This window comes from Streptomyces sp. KL109B, assembly GCF_030766935.1.
Lineage (GTDB): Bacteria > Actinomycetota > Actinomycetes > Streptomycetales > Streptomycetaceae > Streptomyces.
Window position 1 is genome coordinate 57,130 of sequence record NZ_JASERL010000004.1, and the last position, 17,657, is coordinate 74,786.

Genomic DNA, 17,657 nt, shown 5'->3' on the forward strand with positions numbered 1-17,657 from the left:
TTGACGACCGGACGCTGCCGCACCCCCGGAAAGCCGCTCACCCCGGAAAGCCGCTCAGCCCTCCTCGGTACGCCCCTCCATCGCGAGCAGTTCCTCGTTCGGGATCGCCCCGCCGAAGCGGCGGTCGCGCGAGGCGTACTCCAGGCAGGCCCGCCACAGGTCACGGCGGTCGAAGTCCGGCCACAACACGTCCTGGAAGACCATCTCGGCGTACGCGCTCTGCCACAGCAGGTAGTTGGAGGTGCGCTGCTCGCCGCTGGGGCGCAGGAAGAGGTCCACGTCGGGCATGTCCGCGTAGTACAGGTACTTCGCGAAGGTCTTCTCGTTCACCTTCGCCGGGTCGAGGCGCCCGGCCTTCACGTCTTCCGCGAGGGCCTGCGCGGCGTCGGCGATCTCGGCGCGGCCGCCGTAGTTCATGCAGAAGTACAGGGTCAGCTTGTCGTTGTCCTTGGTCTGCTCCTGGGAGATCTCCAGCTCCTTGGCGACCGACTTCCACAGCTTGGGCATCCGGCCCACCCAGCGCACCCGTACGCCCAGCTCGTCGAGCTGGTCGCGGGTCTTGCGGATGAAGTCCCGGTTGAAGTTCATGAGGAAGCGGACCTCGTCGGGCGAGCGCTTCCAGTTCTCGGTCGAGAAGGCGTAGAGGGAGATGGCCCCGACGCCCTGCTCGATGGCGCCCTGCAGCACGTCGAGGACGCGCTCCGCGCCGACCTTGTGACCCTCCGTGCGCGGCAGGCCGCGGTCCTTGGCCCAGCGGCCGTTGCCGTCCATGACGATCGCCACGTGCCGGGGCACCAGCTCGCCGGGGATCTTCGGCGGCCGCGCGCCCGACGGGTGCGGTTCGGGCGTCGTGTACTCACGGCGGTTCCGTCCGAGGATTCCGCGACGTGCCATGTTCCGGGCCTCTCCCCTAGCTCAGCGCCAGCTCTCGCTAGCTTTTCTCTACGTAACGCAGCGAGCGCAGTCCGCGCTCCAAGTGCCAGTGCAGGTACGCCGACACCAGCCCGCTGCCCTCCCGTACGAACCGTGCCTCGCACGTGTCCGCCGTCTCCCAGTCTCCGGTGAGCAGCGCACCGAGCAGGACGAGGGCCTGCGGTGAGGGTACGACGCTGCCCGGTACCCGGCAGTCGACGCAAACCGAGCCGCCCGCGCCGACGGAGAAAAACCGGTTGGGTCCCGGCATTCCGCACTTCGCGCAGTCGCCGAAACTGGGCGCGTAGCCGTTGACCGCGAGGGAGCGGAGCAGGAACGCGTCGAGGACGAGTCCTGCGGCGTGCTCGCCGCGGGCGAGGGTGCGCAAGGCCCCGACGAGCAGCAGGTACTGCTGCACGGCGGGCTCGCCCTCGTGGTCGGTGAACCGTTCCGCCGTCTCCAGCATGGCCGTTCCGGCGGTGTACCGGGCGTAGTCCGTGACGATGCCGCCGCCGTACGCGGCGATGGTCTCGCTCTGCGTGCACAGCGGGAGCCCGCGCCCGATCAACTCGCTGCCGCGCGCGAAGAACTGCACGTCGACGTGGGAGAACGGTTCCAGCCTGGCGCCGAACTTCGACTTCGTGCGCCGCACCCCACGGGCGACCGCGCGTACGCGGCCGTGGTTGCGGGTGAGGAACGTGATGATGCGGTCGGCTTCGCCGAGCTTCTGAGTGCGCAGGACAATCCCGTCGTCGCGGAACAGGCTCATGCGCTCATTGTCCCTTACGGGCGGAGGCCGTTTCCGGGAACGGGGGCAGCGGCGTCCCCGGGTCCGCCAGCCAGGCGCGACCGCGCTCAAGCACCGTGTCGCTGAGGCCCGCGCTCAGGTCCGCCACGGTCACGGCCCGCAGCGACTCGCGCCAGGCGCGGTCGGCGTCGTACATGACCTGCGCCACACCGCAGGGGCCCGTGCACCGCTCGGGCGGGATCGCGCAGGCGCCGCGCTGCCGGATCTCGCCGCAGACGAAGGCGGGCGCCGAGCCCTCGACCGCCTCCACCACGTCGAGGACCGTGATGTCCTTCGGGTCGCGGCCGAGCCGGAATCCGCCGCGCGGCCCGGATGTGGCGATCAGCACACCGGCGGCGGCAAGGGACTTGAGGTGCTTGGCGAGGTACGCCTCGGGGAGCCCGTAGTACCCGGCGAGCGTGGAGCGGCGCACGGCGGCGCCGGGCGGCGCCTGCACGAGGAGCACGCAACAGTGCACGCCCCACTCGACACCCTGCGACAACTTCATGGGACCCGAGGCTACCTTTCGCCGGCCCTCCATCCACTTGATGGATATTCAATGTCCATGATACCGATTGACGTCATGGCAGACACCACTCGGATCGACGCGGGGCCGCACGGCACGGAAGCGGCGACCCCTGCCCCTGCCCCCACCCCCGCCGACTGGCGCATGCTCGCGGTCGCGCTCACCGCCACCTTCATGGCGAGCTTCGACCTCTTCGTCGTGAACGTCGCCACGGAGGCGCTCCGCGCGGACCTGCGGGCGAGCGACGCGGCGCTCGAACTCATCGTGTCGGGCTACGCGTTCGCGTACGCGGCGGGCCTGATCACGGGTGGCCGGCTCGGCGACCGGTTCGGCTACCGCCGGGTGTTCGTGACCGGCATGGCGGCCTTCACGGTGACGTCACTGCTCTGTGGACTCGCCCAGGGGCCCGGGGAGTTGGTGGCGGCGCGGATGGCGCAAGGCCTGTCGGCGGCGGTGATGGTGCCGCAGGTGCTGTCGCTGGTGACGGCCCGCTTCCCGGCCGCGCACCGGGGGCGGGCCACCGGCTGGAACGGGGCGGTGTCGGGCCTCGGCTCGATCGCCGGGCAGCTGTTGGGCGGCGTACTGCTTCAGGCGGATGTGTTCGGGCTCGGCTGGCGGGCGGTGTTCCTGGTGAACGTTCCGGTGGGGGTGCCGGCCGCGCTCGCCGCGTGGCGGCTGCTGCCGGCCGGGCTCTCCGGACCCCGCCGCCAATTCGACGTACTCGGCGCGCTCGGCATCACGGCCGCCCTCGCCCTGCTCCTGATCCCGCTGTCGCTCGGCCGGGAGGCGGGGTGGCCGGTGTGGACGTGGGTGTGCCTGGCGGCGACGGTGCCGGTGGCCTGGGCGACCTGGCGCTGGCAGCGAACACTCCGGGCACGCGGCGGCGAGCCGGTCCTCAACCCCGCCCTCTTCCGCAACCGCCCGTATCTGACCCTGGTCGCGGGCCTCGGCTCCTTCCAGCTCTACTTCGGCGCGTACATGTTCACCATCGCGCTGCTGCTCCAAGCGGGCCTTGGTGCGAGCCCGCTCGTCGCCGGGGCGGTGTTCGTGCCCCAGGCGGTTACGTTCACGCTCGGTTCACTGCTGAGCGGGCGGCTCGCGGCGCGGCACGGGGTGCGGTGGCCGATGATCGGGGCGGGCACCCTGGTGACCGGTCTGGTGCTGATGGCGGCACAACTCACGGCCTCCGGCGCGGACACGGCAGCCGCGTCGCTCGTCCCGGCCCTCCTCCTCATCGGCCTCGGCAACGGTCTCCTCATGCCGCCCATCATCGGTACGGCACTGACGAAGGTGGACTCGACGGTGGCCGGTTCGGCCTCTGGCATGGTCAACACCGTCCAGCAGGGCGCGAGTTCACTGGGCGTCGCCCTGCTGGGCCTGTTGTTCTTCACCGCCTCCGGGGCCGGCCTGCACGACTCCCCCGCCGGAATGACGGCGGTCTGCGTGGTGTCGGTGGGGCTCGTCGCGGTGGCGGCGGGGCTGATGCGGGCGGCGCGCGAGCGGCGCTGAGGCGGCCCTACGGCAGGCCGTTGCACAATTGGCTTCGGCCAAGTTCAGGCCTCGGCGCCCTCAGGGCACTTCCCCCCGGCTCCTCCTGTTCTCGTACGCCGTCGCCGCCCGCACCCGCTCCGTCGTCGTCGCCACGCGCAGGCCCTCCGGTGGGCAGTCCCATTCGCGGCCGCCGCCGAAGGGGCGCAGTTGTACGTACGGTCCCTCGTGCCCCATCACCCGTCCCACCTGACCCGTGCTCGTGTCGACCGCGTACGAACCGATCGGCGGTTTCATGGTGTGGCGCTCCTGTCGTCCGAACCTGCGAGGAGTACGGCGGCGAGACGGGCCGCCGCGTCAACCGGACAACGCCCCAATTCCACCAAGGGACACGGGGCCGTTCTCGCGATTGACCCTTGGTCGAGGCCGAGCGACGGCAGCACAATTCCCGCTCCCTTGAGTGCGGCTCGCAAATTCTCCACAGTTTCCTCCGCCTCCACGACACACGCCTCGGCGTGCCCCTTGTCGTCCCTCACGTGGCTCCCCTTCCCGATTCGATTTCACGCTTTGCGCCTCCAGCGTGACCATCGGCCCCTAGAGTGGGGAGAGGTCTGCGCACTACAACTGCGGTGTCCGACTTGGGGGTTGGCCATGGCCAAGGGTTCGCGCCAGGCGGCGTGGGAGTTCTTCGGAACCGAGCTGAAGCGGCGCCGCGAGGACGCGGGGCTTACCCAAGTGGAGTTGGGGATACGGGTATTTGTTTCCGGCGGCTACATCGGCCAATTCGAACAGGCAATTCGCAAGCCTCAGTTGGACGTGGCCCAAAGGATTGACGAGGCGCTGCAAACCGACGGTATTTTCGAGCGCACGTGGCGCAAGCTAATCGACGACCGTCGGTATGCGGGGTACTTCGCCGCGGTGGTCGAACTTGAGCGGCTCGCGACGCGGATCTGTGAGTTTGCGCCCACGGTGGTGCCGGGCCTGTTGCAGACGGCCGCGTACGCGCGGGCCGTCACCCTCGCGGCGAACCCGTTCGTCACCGACGAGTACGTGGAGGAGAAGGTGTCCGCCCGCAGGGAGCGGGCGGACATCCTTCGGGATGCCGCGCGGCCCGAGTATTGGGCCATCCTGCACGAGGGCGTGCTGCGCACGCCGGTGGGTGGGCCGGCCGCCATGGCGGAGCAGTTGGAGCATGTCGCGGACTTGATGCGTCGGCGGGTGGTGTGGCTGGGGGTGATCCCGTACGAGGTGGGGGCATCAGCATTGATGGGCGGGATGCTGCAGCTGATGGAGTTCGACGACGCGCCACCCGTCGCCTATACAGAGACCGCGTTTTCGGGAACGCTCATCGACGATCCGGCCGTGGTGAAGCGCGCGCAACGCGCTTACGATCTGGCCAGGGGCGCCGCGCTGTCGCCGGAGGCATCCCTGGCCCTGATCGAGTCGGCGGCGGAGGACCACAGACGATGCGCGAGTACGACCTGAGCAACGCCCGCTGGTGCAGGAGCAGTTACAGCAACGGCGAAGGCGGAAGCTGCGTCGAGGTCGCCTACGACTTCGTGGGCGCCGCCCGCTGGCGCAAGTCGACGTACAGCAACGGCGAAGGCGGCAACTGCCTCGAAGTCGCCGACGGAGTCCCCGGCATCGTCCCCGTTCGCGACTCCAAGGTGCCGGACGGCGACGTCCTGGTCATCGGCGCCACCGCGTGGAGCGCGTTCCTAGCGGGCTGGTCGACCCACTAGAGCCTCGTGGCGTGGGAACGGGTGGGTGCGACAGGAGCGGGTCGCCCGCCTCGCAGAGGACCAGCGCCACGTCGTCTGTGAGCGGAGCGCCCACGTGGGCGGTCACTTCGGCGTAGAGCGCGTCCAACGCCTCCTCCGGCAGCATCGGAGCGATGACCCGCTCCGCGTGGTCCGCCAGCGGGAAGTCCGCGCCGGAGGCGTCCCGCGCCTCGATGAGGCCGTCCGTGTAGAAGAGGACACGGTCGCCCGGCTGCAGCCAGAAGAGGCGCTGCTCGGGATCGGGCGCCAGGCCCAACGGCGTTGAGGCGTCCTTCGGTTCGAGGAACTTGACCTGGCTCCCCACCCTCAGCGGCGCCGGATGGCCACAGTTGACGAGACGCAACTCGCCGGGCCCGAACTCGGCGAACACGGCGGTAATGAAGTCCTCGGGCCCGAGGTAAGGGGCGATGGCCTCGTCCAGGCCGCGCACCAGGCCCGCCAGCGAGGGAACCGTGTACGCCAGGTCGCGGTACGCGCCGACCGCCGCGGCGGAGACCCGGACCGCCTCCAGGCCGTGCCCGCGTACGTCCCCGATGAAGACCCGTGGACCGAACGGCGTACGCACGACGTCGTACACATCGCCGCCGAGCGTCGACTCCCGGACGGGACAGTGGTGGCGCGTGCACACGTCGATGCCGCCGAAGCGAGCGGACACGGGACGCAGGATCGCGGCCTGGGCGACGCGGGCCGCCTCGGTGGCACGGGTGAGGGCGGCCGCGTTCGCGGTGCTGCGCGCGGCGACGCGTACCGCCGCGAGGCCGCCGACGAGGAGCACCGCGTACTCGACGACGTACGACAGCAGGGGCGTCGACGTCGGCACCGTCAACTGCCGTGCCGTGCAGGCCGCCAGGGCCATGAGTGCCGCGGTGACCGGGAGCCAGGCGGACTCCAGGAGGCCGCGTACGGAGCCGGCCGCCCGTGCCACCATCCGGTCGATCCTCCGCGTTCGCTTCCGGGTCCGTGGTTCGTCTTCCCGCGTCGTCACGTGCGGGCCTCCCGCCTCTCGTGCCCCGCCATGGCGAAGAGCTCACTATGGGGTAAGGCCGGGTCGCGCACGGGATGTTGTACGGAATTCGCCGGTTGCTGAGCGGGAGTGACGGGCTGCTTCCGGTATATGCCCACGTCATCGTCGCTGGTCGGGAAAAGTGCTCAGCTTGTGGCATCCACCGGGGAGCCGTGCCGCGCGGGTGCAGACTGCCGGACGACCGGCGCGGGGCACGAAGCGCGGCACGAGGTGGGGCACGGAAAGGGACGGTAGATGCCATGGGAACGAGGGCGGCACTGCCCGAGGAGACGACCAGCTTTGTCGGTCGGGTGCATGAACTGGCCGTCATCGAGGCGATGTTGGGTGTGCACCGGTTGGTGACACTGACCGGGGTGGGCGGCGTCGGGAAGTCCCGGCTCGCGCTGCGGGCCGCCGACCGGGTCGCGGCCTCGCTCGCCGACGGGGCACGCTTCGTACCGCTGGCGCCGCTGCGGGAGCCCGCGCTGCTGTGGCACGTACTCCTGGAGGATCTCGGGCTCGCCGATCCCTCGCCGCGCACACCGGAGGCGATGGTCGCCGAGTGGCTGGCCGACAAGGAGCTGCTCGTCGTACTGGACTCGTGCGAGCACCTCACCGGACCGTGCGCCCGCATGGTGCGTCAACTCCTGGACGCCGCCCCCGGGTTGCGGATTCTCGCGACCGGGCGGCAGCCCCTGGACGTGGTCGACGAGCGGCCGTTCGCCGTGGCGCCGCTGCCGGTGCCCGAGCCGCCGCGGGCGCCCGGGGGGCCGGTGGCGTGTGTGCCGGGCGACGCGGTCGAGCTGTTCGCCGAGCGGGCGGCGGCCAGGGTTCCGGGCTTCGCGCTCACCGAGGGCGAGATCGTCGCGGCGGCCGCCGTCTGCCGGCGCCTCGACGGGATCCCGCTGGCCGTCGAGCTGGCGGCGGCCCAACTCGCCGAACTGCCTGGGCAGTCGGTGGAGCAACTGAACGAGCGGCTGCGGCATCGCTTCGAGACGCTGACCGAGCCGCCCGGTGCGGGGTGCGGTGCCGCCCTCCCCAGGCACCGCACCCTGCGCACCGCCATCGGCTGGAGCCACGAACTGTGCACGCCGCTCGAACGCCTGCTGTGGGCCCGGCTCTCCGTCTTCACCGGCGGCTTCGACCTCGCCGCCGCGCGGGCGGTGGGCGGCGGCGGACCGCTGCCGTCGAGCGCGGTCGCCGTGGTGCTCGACGGGCTCGTCGCCAAGTCGCTCGTACTGCGGCTGCCGGACGACCGGTTCGGCATGCTCGACACGGTGGCGGAGTACGGCGAGCAGTGGCTGGCCGAACTCGGCGAGGAGCGCGGCACGCGGCGCAGGCACCGCGACTTCTACCGGGCGCTCGCGCACCGTGCGGACGCCGAGTGGATCGGCCCGGGGCAGGTCGACTGGTACCGCCGGCTCGTCGCCGAGCACGCCAACTTCCGTACCGCGCTGGACTTCTGCCTGACCGCGAAGGAGTGGGACGCGGTCATGGAGATGAGCGGGGCGCTGTGGATGATGTGGTACGCGTTCGGGTTCGCCCGCGAGGGAGCCCTGTACCTGGACGTGGCGCTGGAGCGGGAGACCGCGCCGGGGCCCGAGCGCACGAAGGCGCTGTGGGCGCGGGCGATGGCGTGCGTAGCGCTGGGCGACCTGGAGCGGTGCGCGCGGCTCGCCGCCGAACTCCGGGACTGCGGCGAGCGGGACACGGACCCCACCGCGCAGGCGGCGTTCGCGTACGTGGAGAGCGCGCCACTGACGCTGGGCGGCGACCAGGACCGGGCCGCCGAGGTCCTCGACGCGCCGCTCCCCGCCTGCGGGCCCGCCACGCCGGGGGCGTATCCGGTGGGGTGGTTCAAGATGCGGATGTGCCGCGCCTATGTGCACATCACCCGGGGCGAGTTCACGGCCTGCGAGGATGTGGCGGCCGAGATCACGGCGGAGTGCGAGCGGCGCGACGACCGGTGGGCGCGCGGGTACGTGGCGTTCGTCCGGGCGCACGCGGCGGTGGGCGCCGGGCGGCTCACGGAGGCCGCCGCGCACGCCCGGGAGGCGGTCGCCGACAAGGCCCTCCTGCGCGACAGCCTCGGCCTCGCCGCGGCCGTCGACGCCCTGGCCACCGCGGTCACGTTCGCCGGCGAGTGCACGCACGGCGCGCGGCTGCTCGGCATCGCGCAACAACTCTGGCAGACGCTGGGCGCCCCCCAGATGGGCAGCGCGGAACTGATGGCGGCCCGCGCCGAAACGGAACGGCTGAGCCGGACCGCGATCGGCGACGCCACCTACGAGCGGGAGTTCACGACGGGGCTCACGACGCCACCGGACGAGGCGGTCACGTACTGCCTCACGGCCATGTCAGACACCGGCCGATCCCTTTAGCGCCTAGCGCCCCGGGGCGGGTGAGCTTTTCAGAGCCCCGCGCGGCGAGTGAGCTTTTCAGAGCCCCCGCAGCGGGTGAGCTTCTTAGAGCCCCCGCGGCGAGCGAGCTTCATAGAGCCCCCGCGGCGAGCGAGCTTCATAGAGCCCCCGCGGCGAGCGAGCTTCATAGAGCCCCCGCGGCGGGTGAGCTTCTTAGAGCCCCTGCGGCGATTGAGCAGCGGGGTCCGGGGCGGAGCCCCGTGGCGTGGGACGGGTGGCGCCGAACACCGCGTGGGCCAGGGCCAGTACGGCCACCGCCACCAGCACCACCGCCGTCGGCACCACCCCCGACACCAACGTGATGACGTACGGCATGAACATCCCCACGTACGCCGCCGTCCAGAACACCGCGGTCCAGCGCGCGAGTTGGTGCGCCGGGGCCAGGGAAGCCGTCCGCGTCAGGCCGTACGTGAGGGTCAACCCGTACCCGGCGCCGAGGATCGCCGCGGCGAACAGGGCCAGGGGCGCGTTGCCGGTGCCCGCCGCCACGGCAGCGGCCGCCGCGCCCACCGCGACCGTGAGAAGCGCCGGGGTCACGGTGGCGATGGCGCGGCGCGCCGTCACCAGGCCCACCCCGGGCACCACCGCCGTAGCGACCCCCGTGAAGACGAGCCCCGCGTGCACGCTTCCGGGCAGCGTGACAAACCCGATCGTGGGCGCGGCGAAGATCCACGGCGCCACCGTGAGGACCTGCCGACGGAAGGCGCGGGTGAGGTGCGGCGGATGCGCGCCCCGCGCCACGGCGGCGGCCCCGGCCACCCCCGTCTCCGGCTCCCGCGCGGCCAGCGCCCCCGCCGCGACGCCGAGCACCACATGCGGAACGTACGCCGTCACCATCGGCCACGGCGCCCACTGCGCGATCAGCGCCGCGCCGAGGCCGCCGGTCGCGAAGCCCGCCGAGACGAACAGGCCCGAGCGGCGCGGCGAACCGGAGAGTTCCTTGATCCACGCACTGCCCGCCGCGAGCAGCGCGCCCGCGCTGATCCCGGTCAGGAAGCGGCCGGGAAGCAGCAGCCACGTGGCCCAGAGGCCGCCGGCCATCAGCAGGAGCGTGGAGAGGACATTGAGCGCCAGCGCGATGAGCGCCACCGGACGCCGCCCCCTGCGGTCCGCCATCGGGCCCGCCACGAGGAGCGCCGGGATGAGCCCCACCACGTACGTCGCGAACAGGCCCGTCACCGTCGACTCGGTCAGGCCGAGGTGGCTGCGGTAGGCGCCGAGCAGGGCCGAGAACTGGTTGGCGCTCCAGCCGGACGCCAGCATGATCCAGGCGGCCCGGCCGCCGTGGACCGGGTCCTTGGCGGGGGTGAGCAGGGTCGGAGGGGTGGTTGTCAGGGGTCGGGTCATGTCATCAGTGGTACGAGCCGGGGCGTACGCCGCGCACCGCGCCTTCACGAATCGTGAACGGCCCGTGCCGTTCGCCCGCCGACCGGCCTACGCTGGGTGTATGGCGCTTGACCTGCGACTTTTGTCGTCGTTCCTGGCGGTCGTCGAAGAAGGGCACTTCGGTCGGGCCGCCGGGCGGCTCTTTCTGTCGCCGCCCGCCGTCACCCAGCACGTACGACGTCTGGAGGGCCAGGTCGGCGCGCGGCTACTCGACCGCACCGCGACGCCGGTCGTGCCGACGCCCGCCGGGGTGCGGCTGGCCGGGCACGCGCGCGTGCTGCTCGCCACGGCGAACGCCGCGCTCGACGACCTGGCCGAGGTCACGGCGCGGGAGACGGACGACGTACGGCCGCTGCGGGTCGGCATCATGGGCCACGGGTCCGCCGAGCTGACTCCGGCCGCCATCAACGCGTACCGGCGGGCCCGCCCGGACGTGCGGGTCGAGATCCGGCAGCTGAACTTCACCGAGCACGTGACCGCGCTTCTCGAGGACCGGGTGGACGTCGCGTTCGTGCGGCCGGGCCCGGACGACGAACGGGTCGTCGCGGACGTGCTCACCACGGAGCAGCGGATCGTGGCGGTGCCGGAGCGGTCGCCGCTCGCGGATGCGCGTGGGAGTGGGGTGGGGGTGGCGGACGTCGCCGATCTTCCGTTCTTCCGGGTGCCGCGGCATACGCCGCACACGTTCACGGACTACCTGTACTTCGACGACCGGGCGCAGCGGCGCAGCGTCGAGTGCGCGCTGACTCCGCAGGAGGTGCTCACGGGTGTCGTGACCGGGCGGTCGGCCGGGTCGGGGTTGCGGTCCTTCGCGCGGTACTACGCGTGGCCGGGGGCGGTGTTCGTGCCGGTGCTGGACGCGCCGTGGGAGAGCAGTTACCTCGCGGCGCGGGCCGGCGACGACAACCCCGAGGTCCGCATCTTCCGCGCGCTGGCCACGGCCTTGGCGAAGGACCTCGGCCCTGTCATCAACGCGAGGCCGCTCCCCGGCGGTTGAGCGATTCTCCCCACCCACGCGCCGGGCGAGCGATTCTCGTGCCCACGCGCCGGGCGAGCGATTCTCATGCCCACGCGCCGAGTGAGCGATTCTCATGCCGTACGCCAGGCAAGCGATTCTCATGCCGTACGCCAGGCAAGCGATTCTCATGCCGTACGCCGGGCGAACGATTCTCATGCCGTGCGCCGGGCGAACGATTCTCATGCCGTGCGCCGGGCGAACGATTCTCATGCCCCTGCGCGGGACGAACGATTCTCATGCCCGTGCGCCGGGTGAGTTATTTAGAGCCCCTGCGGCGATTGAGCAGCGGGGTCCGGGGCGGAGCCCCGTGGCGTTGAGCACGCCGAGCCGCCGGGGCGCTGCCCCGGACCCCGCTCCTCAAACGCCGGAGGGGCTGGATTGGCGGAGGCCGGATTGGCGCACGCCGAAGCGGGTGAAACGGCGGAGCCGGTTTCGCAGAGGATGAGGGCGACGTCATCGCGCAGGGGGCCGCCCGTGTGCGCGGTCACCTCCGCGTACAGCACGTCGAGCGCCTCCCACGGCACCGCCCGCGCCAGCGCCTTCCGCGCATGGGCGAAGAGCGGGAATTCCTCGCCGGAGGCGTCCCGTGCCTCCACGAGGCCGTCCGTGTAGAGGAGGAGGCGGTCGCCGGACTGGAGCCAGTAGCGGGACTGGGTCGGCGCGCAGCCGAGGCCGAGTGGGAGTGAACAGGTCACCGGGGTGAGGAACTTGGGGTGGGCGCCGACCCGCAGCGGCGGCGGGTGGCCGCAGTTGACGAGCCGGACCTCGCCGGAGGCGAACTCGGCGAACACCGCCGTGACGAAGTCCTCCGGGCCGAGCGCGGGCGCGATGCGCGCGTCGAGGCGCACGGCGAGTTCCGTGAGGTCGGCGGTGACGTACGCGAGGTCGCGGAACCCGTCGGCGACGGCCGCGTTCACGCACACCGTGTCGAGGTCGTGTCCGCGTACGTCGCCGATGAACACCCGTAGTCCGTAGGGGGTGTTGGTGACGGCGTAGACGTCTCCGCCGACCGTGGCGGCGTCGACCGCGCAGTGGTGGCGGGTGTGCACGTCGATGTCGCCGAACCGCGCGTCGACGGGGCGCAGGAGCGCGGCCTGGGTGGCTTGCGCGACCTCGCCGAGCTGGTGCAGGCGGCGCGTGCGGGCCGCCGCCGCGCGGGAGATGTGGATGGCGACGAGGCCGCCGATGAGGAGGACCACGTACTCGACGGCGAGTTCCGGGCTCGGGGTGAAGTGCCGGACGGTGCCCGCCGTCACGGCGAGGGCGAGGGTCCAGGCGACCGTGCTGAGCGTGGCTCGTACGCCGAGCCGGGCGCAGGCGAGGAGGGGGCCGATGAGCAGGACCGCGACGGCGGGCCGCCAGGCGTCGGCGAAGGCGGCGAGCGCGGCGCACAGGCTGAGGAGGGCGACGCACGCGAGGCGCCCGCCCCACTGGCCGCCCCATTGGCCGCCCCACGGGCCCCGCGGACGCCTTCGGACCTCTTCCGACGTGCCCATGCAGGGGCCTCCCCTCCTTGCCGCCCCGCGTCGGTGAACGGCCAACTATGGACCAAACGACCCTCCCGCGTACGCCGTTGACCTGCATCGGACCGGTGCGGACCGGAAGTGTTCAGTCGGTGTCGCATTGCGTCCGGTATCCCGGGCGGCGCACCCCGCAGTCGTTCAGCTCGGTGCATCGCGGCGAGTCGTGACGCGCGCCGGAGCAGACTGTGGGCCGTGGAGAGTCTGCCCGTCGAGGTCACCCAGTTCATCGGACGCCAAGCCGAACTCACCTACTTGGAACAGGAGCTGACCGACCATCGACTGCTCACCCTGACCGGTGTCGGCGGGGTCGGCAAGACCCGGCTCGCCGCGCGCCTGGCCCAGCGCGCGGGCGCGCGCGTCGCGGACACGGTGTGCTTCGTGCCGCTCTCCCCGCTGCGCGACCCGACCCTGCTCGGCAACGTACTCCTGGAGGAGCTGCGGCTCGCCGACAACTCGAACGAGGCCGCCGAGGACGTCATCGCGCAGTGGCTCGCCGACAAACGGGTGCTGCTCGTCCTCGACACGTGCGAGCACCTCATCGGGGACTGCGCCCGCCTGGCCCGCAGGCTGCTGGACGCCGCGCCGGAGCTGCGGATCCTGGCCACGAGCCGGCAGCCGCTCGGGCTCGCCGACGAGCACCGGTTCGCCGTCGCGCCGCTGCCCCTGACGGCCGGCGACGACGGCCGGCCCGGCGACGCGGTGGCGCTCTTCGCGGACCGGGCCGCGCTCGCGTCGCCCGCGTTCGCGCTCGGTACCGGCGAGCGGGCCGTCGCCGAGGGGGTGTGCCGCCGCCTCGACGGCATCCCCCTCGCCATCGAACTGGCCGCCGCGCGGCTGGCCGAACTGCCCCTGGAGCGGCTCGAATCGCTGCTCAACGACCGCTTCGACGTCCTCGCCGCCCGCGAGGGCACCGCCGCGGCCGACACCCCCGAACGCCACCACACGCTGCGCTCCGCCATCGGCTGGAGCCACGAACTGTGCACACCGCTCGAACGCCTGCTGTGGGCCCGCCTGTCCGTGTTCACCGGCGGCTTCGACGCGACGGGCGCGCGGACGGTGGGCGGCGGCGGACCACTGGCCTGGCTCGCGGTGGACACGGCGCTCGACGCCCTGGTCGCCAAGTCGCTCGTACGGCGCCGCCCGGGGCCGCTCGGCGAGGAGCGCTACGACATGCTGGACACGGTCCGCGAGTTCGGGGGGTGGTGGCTGGAGCAGCTCGGCCCCGAGGAGGTGGCCTCGGCGCGGCGCGGGCACCGGGACTTCCTGCTCGACCTGGCGCGGCGGGCCGACGCGGGCTGGATGGGGCCCGAGCAGGGGTCCTGGTACGAGCGGCTGATGGCCGAGCACGCCAACTTCCGTACGGCGATGGACTTCTGCCTGGAGACCGCGGACGGTCCGGCCGCGCAGGAGCTGTGCGGACACCTGCGGATCCTCTGGTTCCCGTGCGGATTCGCCCGCGAGGGCCGACGGTACGCGGAGGCCGCGCTGGCCCTCACCGACCGCCCCCGACGCCCGTATCTGCTGTGCGTGTGGGGCTGGGCGACGGCGGCACTGGCCCAGGGCGACACCGAGGCGGGCCTGAGGGCGGCCCAGATGTTCCGCGACCTGACGAAGCCGGACCCCTCCGCCGCCCACGTGATGGCGATCGCCTACCTGGAGAGCACCTCGCTGCTGCTGTCGGGGCGGCCGCACGAGGCCGGCGCGGTCATCGACGCGGCACCCGACCTGCGCGGCTACCGCGGCCCGTACGACGCGGCCTGGTGCCTGGCGACGGCCGGACGCACCTTTGTGCACGCCCTGTTGGGCGAGTACGCGGACGGCGCCGTGGTGGCGCGCAAGCTGAAGGACGAGTGCGAGCGGCGCGGCGAGCGCTGGTCGCACACCTGGGCCGACTGGACGACGGCGCTGGCCGAGAACGACCAGGGCCGCCCGGGGGAGGCCGCGCGGTACGCGCTGTCCGCCATCGCGGGCAAGGCCAGGTTCCGCGACCGCACGGGCGTCGCCCTGGCCGTCGAGGCGCTGGCCGACGCGCTGAGCGCGCTCGGCGGCCACGGCCGCGCGGCCCGTCTGCTCGGCATCGGCCAGCGCCTGTGGCAGGGGCTCGGCCTGCCGCAACTGGGCTCGCCCGAACTGCGGGCGGTCCGGCACAGCACCGAGCACCGCATCCGGGCCGCGCTCGGCGACTCGGCGTACGAGGCGCTGTACGCGGCGGGCCTCGACATGACCCCTGAGCAGGGCATCGCCTACAGCCTCGGCACCGGACCGGGGCGCGGCTGAGCGCCTCCGCTCACTCCACGCCCCGCGTCTCCCGCTCCGCCCGCGCCTCGATGCCCCGGAAGTGCGTGGCCATCGCCTGTTGCGCGGCGGCCGCGTCGCCCGCCCTGAGCGCGGCGACGATGGCCCGGTGCCGGTCGACGGTGACGGAGGGGGCCGGGTCGCTCGACCAGCGGCGGACCCCCGCGACGCGGTCGAAGACGTTCCAGAACGCGCCGAGCAGTTGCGGTATCAGCTCGTTGCCGAGCGAGCCGTAGAGCGTTTCGTGGAACTCGCGGTCGAGGTCGGCGAAGGGCTCGTCGACGGCGCCCGCCTCGGCCATCTTCGCGACGATGCCGTCGAGCCGGTCGAGGACGGCCGGGTCCCGCGGGGCGGTGGCGACCCGGCGGATCAGGCCCTCCTCCAGGATCTCGCGGACCTGGAGGATCTCGGCGAGGCCGTGCGCGCCCGCCCCCTGGTCGACGGTGCGCACCAGCGTGCGGAACGTCAGCCCGTCGGCGAGCGGACCGAGCGAGGCCTGGCCGACGTACGTGCCGTGGCCGTGCCTGATCTCCACGATGTCCAGGGCCTGAAGCGCCTTGAGCGCCTCGCGCACCGAGTTCCTGCTCACGCCCAGTTCCGTCATCAACTCGGTCTCGGTGGGCAGCAGTTGGCCCGGACTCAGCCCGGCGTCGAGGATCAACTCCATGACCGCGCGCTGGACTTGGTGATTGACGCGCGGGTGCCGCACTGCGGGGCCGCGGGGCTCGACTGGCATGCGCCGCATCGTAAGCGCTGCCGACCGGGCCTGTCTGCGCGCGCTCTTGACCGGTTTCCGGGGGCCTCTTATGGTCACGTCGCTACCAGACGTAGGACGTTGGACATCTGGGCTCATCCCGTACTCCCCTTGGTCCCCCCCATTGTTGGAGGCTGCACATGAGCGACCACGTTGCGACCGGCCGCCGTTCCTTCCTGAAGTACACCGGCGCCCTCGGTGCGGCCGCCGCCATCACCACTTCCCTGTCGGCCTGTTCGTCGGGGCCGAAGTCCACCAGCGACAAGTCCGGTACGGGAACGCTGAGCGCCGTCATCGGCTATGGGAACGACCAGAGTTGGGACCCGGCGCTGACGGCGTCGGCGTTCGCCATGGCGGCCAACCACCACATCTTCGAGGGGCTGCTCGACGCCGACCCCGTCAGCCGCGAGCCGTATGCCGCGCTCGCCACCGAGGTGCCGAAGGACCTGAAGGCCACCACGTGGTCCTTCACGCTGCGCTCCGGCGCGAAGTGGCACGACGGCAAGCCGGTCACCGCCGACGACGTCGTGTTCAGCTTCGAGCGGGCGCTCGACACGAAGACGACCACTTTGATCGGCAGCTTCTTCCAGTCGTGGCTGAAGGAGGTGCGGAAGGCCGGGGACGGCCGTGTCGAACTCGTGCTGAAGTTCCCGTTCCCGGAGGGCGCGGCGCGCCTCGGGCTCGCGAAGATCCTGCCGAAGCATCTGCTCGACTCGCCGGGCGGCCTCAAGGACCTCGACTCCGGGAAGCCGGAGTTCGTCGTGGGTTCGGGCCCGTACCGGATGACCTCGAACCAGCCGCTGTCGAACACCACCCTTGAGGCGTTCAAGGAGTACAACGGCCCCCGCAAGCCGGCCTTCACGAAGATGAACTGGCTGTCCATCGTGGACGCCGCGGCCCGCGTCGCGAAGATCTCCGGCGGCGGCGCGGAGGCGCAGGTCTCCGACAACATCCCGTACGCCAACATCCAGAAGCTCAAGAGCGACGGGCTCACGGTCGAGGGCGGGGCCGGGATGAACCATCTCTTCCTGCTGTTCAACACCGACCACAAGCCGTTCGACGACGTACGGGTGCGGCAGGCGCTGCACTACGCGATCGACAGGAAGAAGCTCATCGACACGGCCCTCAAGGGGCACGGCAAGGCGGCCCGCTCCTTCCTCGACGAGGGCAACCCGACCTTCCGCCCGGCGAAGCCGGTCTACGGGTACGACCCCGCCAAGGCGAAGGCGCTGTTGAAGGAGGCCGGGGTCAGCGGTCTGAAGGTGACGCTGATGGCGTCGACGGTGAGCTGGGTCGCGGACTGCCTGCCGACGATCAAGGCGTCCTGGGACGCGATCGGCGTCAAGACCACGCTCAATCCGCAGGAGACCTCCGCCCTGTTCACCAAGCTCGACCAGAAGTACGACTTCCAGGTGGTGGCCTCGGCGGCGAACCCCAACCAGTTCGGCGTCGACGCGGACCTGATCATGCGCTACAACTACACGCCGACCGGCCTGTGGATGGAGCGCTACTCCCGCTGGTCGGACACCTCAGAGGCGAAGCACCTCTTCAAGCTCATGGACGCGGCGACCAAGGAGCCCGACCAGGCGAAGAAGAAGCGGATGACGCAGGAATACATCGACGTCGTCGCCGAGAACGCGGTGATCTACCCCGTCGTGCACACCGAGCTGATGACCGCCTGGGACCCGAAGAAGGTCACCGGCGTCCCGGCCCTCCCGTATCCGGGGATCAACGTCCTCAAGGCCAAGCGGGTCTAGGGCCCTT

General features: G+C 71.9%; 15 protein-coding genes. 7 read left to right on the plus strand and 8 right to left on the minus strand.

Annotated features, from left to right (window positions below; all coding sequences use genetic code 11):
- Positions 1-54: 54 nt before the first annotated feature.
- From RBJ65_RS14930 to RBJ65_RS14940, 3 genes are read right to left on the minus strand one after another with little or no spacing between them, the layout of a single operon-like run.
- Positions 55-894 (minus strand): isoprenyl transferase, encoded by an 840-nt coding sequence (locus RBJ65_RS14930; RefSeq protein WP_306321721.1) that lies wholly within the window; start codon positions 892-894, stop codon positions 55-57.
- 37 nt (positions 895-931) lie between these two features.
- Positions 932-1,681 (minus strand): DNA repair protein RecO, encoded by a 750-nt coding sequence (recO, locus tag RBJ65_RS14935; RefSeq protein ID WP_306321720.1) that lies wholly within the window; start codon positions 1,679-1,681, stop codon positions 932-934.
- 4 nt (positions 1,682-1,685) lie between these two features.
- Positions 1,686-2,207 (minus strand): Rrf2 family transcriptional regulator, encoded by a 522-nt coding sequence (locus tag RBJ65_RS14940; protein ID WP_306321719.1) that lies wholly within the window; start codon positions 2,205-2,207, stop codon positions 1,686-1,688.
- A gap of 75 nt (positions 2,208-2,282) precedes the next feature.
- On the opposite strand from RBJ65_RS14940, the gene RBJ65_RS14945 reads away from it, so the two are divergent.
- Complete coding sequence (locus RBJ65_RS14945) at positions 2,283-3,734, plus strand: MFS transporter (RefSeq protein WP_306321718.1); 1,452 nt, start codon at positions 2,283-2,285, stop codon at positions 3,732-3,734.
- A 60-nt stretch (positions 3,735-3,794) separates the two neighbouring features.
- Here RBJ65_RS14945 and RBJ65_RS14950 read toward each other — a convergent pair whose 3' ends face one another.
- Complete coding sequence (locus tag RBJ65_RS14950) at positions 3,795-4,010, minus strand: hypothetical protein (RefSeq protein WP_306321717.1); 216 nt, start codon at positions 4,008-4,010, stop codon at positions 3,795-3,797.
- A 354-nt stretch (positions 4,011-4,364) separates the two neighbouring features.
- On the opposite strand from RBJ65_RS14950, the gene RBJ65_RS14960 reads away from it, so the two are divergent.
- Positions 4,365-5,198 carry a helix-turn-helix transcriptional regulator gene (locus RBJ65_RS14960; RefSeq protein ID WP_306321715.1) on the plus strand — a complete coding sequence of 278 codons (834 nt, stop codon included), beginning with the start codon at positions 4,365-4,367 and terminating at the stop codon, positions 5,196-5,198.
- Positions 5,180-5,455 (plus strand): DUF397 domain-containing protein, encoded by a 276-nt coding sequence (locus tag RBJ65_RS14965; RefSeq protein ID WP_306321714.1) that lies wholly within the window; start codon positions 5,180-5,182, stop codon positions 5,453-5,455. Before RBJ65_RS14960 ends, RBJ65_RS14965 begins: the two co-directional genes overlap by 19 nt.
- Here RBJ65_RS14965 and RBJ65_RS14970 read toward each other — a convergent pair.
- A complete protein-coding gene (locus RBJ65_RS14970; RefSeq protein WP_306321713.1) occupies positions 5,403-6,422 on the minus strand; it encodes a PP2C family protein-serine/threonine phosphatase in 1,020 nt (339 codons plus the stop codon). The two genes, RBJ65_RS14965 and RBJ65_RS14970, sit on opposite strands and share 53 nt — an antisense overlap.
- Before the next feature lie 335 nt (positions 6,423-6,757).
- Here RBJ65_RS14970 and RBJ65_RS14975 point away from each other — a divergent pair, with 335 nt between their 5' ends.
- Complete coding sequence (locus RBJ65_RS14975; RefSeq protein ID WP_306321712.1) at positions 6,758-8,878, plus strand: hypothetical protein; 2,121 nt, start codon at positions 6,758-6,760, stop codon at positions 8,876-8,878.
- Positions 8,879-9,070: 192 nt separating this feature from the next.
- Here the strand turns inward: RBJ65_RS14975 and RBJ65_RS14980 are convergent, their stop codons facing one another.
- Positions 9,071-10,264, minus strand: coding sequence for an MFS transporter (locus RBJ65_RS14980; protein WP_306321711.1), 1,194 nt, complete (start codon positions 10,262-10,264; stop codon positions 9,071-9,073).
- 100 nt (positions 10,265-10,364) lie between these two features.
- Here RBJ65_RS14980 and RBJ65_RS14985 point away from each other — a divergent pair, with 100 nt between their 5' ends.
- Positions 10,365-11,300: a LysR family transcriptional regulator gene (locus RBJ65_RS14985; protein ID WP_306321710.1), complete on the plus strand. Its 936-nt coding sequence runs from the start codon at positions 10,365-10,367 to the stop codon at positions 11,298-11,300.
- A 281-nt stretch (positions 11,301-11,581) separates the two neighbouring features.
- Here the strand turns inward: RBJ65_RS14985 and RBJ65_RS14990 are convergent, their stop codons facing one another.
- On the minus strand, positions 11,582-12,817 hold the full coding sequence (locus RBJ65_RS14990) for a PP2C family protein-serine/threonine phosphatase (RefSeq protein WP_306321709.1): 1,236 nt from the start codon (positions 12,815-12,817) through the stop codon (positions 11,582-11,584).
- A 219-nt stretch (positions 12,818-13,036) separates the two neighbouring features.
- Between RBJ65_RS14990 and RBJ65_RS14995 the strand changes: the two genes are divergently transcribed.
- The gene (locus tag RBJ65_RS14995; protein WP_306321708.1) at positions 13,037-15,121 is read left to right on the plus strand and encodes an AAA family ATPase; all 2,085 of its coding nucleotides are present in this window, start codon (positions 13,037-13,039) and stop codon (positions 15,119-15,121) included.
- 10 nt (positions 15,122-15,131) lie between these two features.
- On the opposite strand, the gene RBJ65_RS15000 is transcribed toward RBJ65_RS14995, so the two are convergent.
- Positions 15,132-15,884, minus strand: coding sequence for a FadR/GntR family transcriptional regulator (locus tag RBJ65_RS15000; RefSeq protein ID WP_306321707.1), 753 nt, complete (start codon positions 15,882-15,884; stop codon positions 15,132-15,134).
- Between the two features lie 149 nt (positions 15,885-16,033).
- Between RBJ65_RS15000 and RBJ65_RS15005 the strand changes: the two genes are divergently transcribed.
- The gene (locus RBJ65_RS15005) at positions 16,034-17,650 is read left to right on the plus strand and encodes an ABC transporter substrate-binding protein (protein WP_306321706.1); all 1,617 of its coding nucleotides are present in this window, start codon (positions 16,034-16,036) and stop codon (positions 17,648-17,650) included.
- Positions 17,651-17,657: the final 7 nt, after the last annotated feature.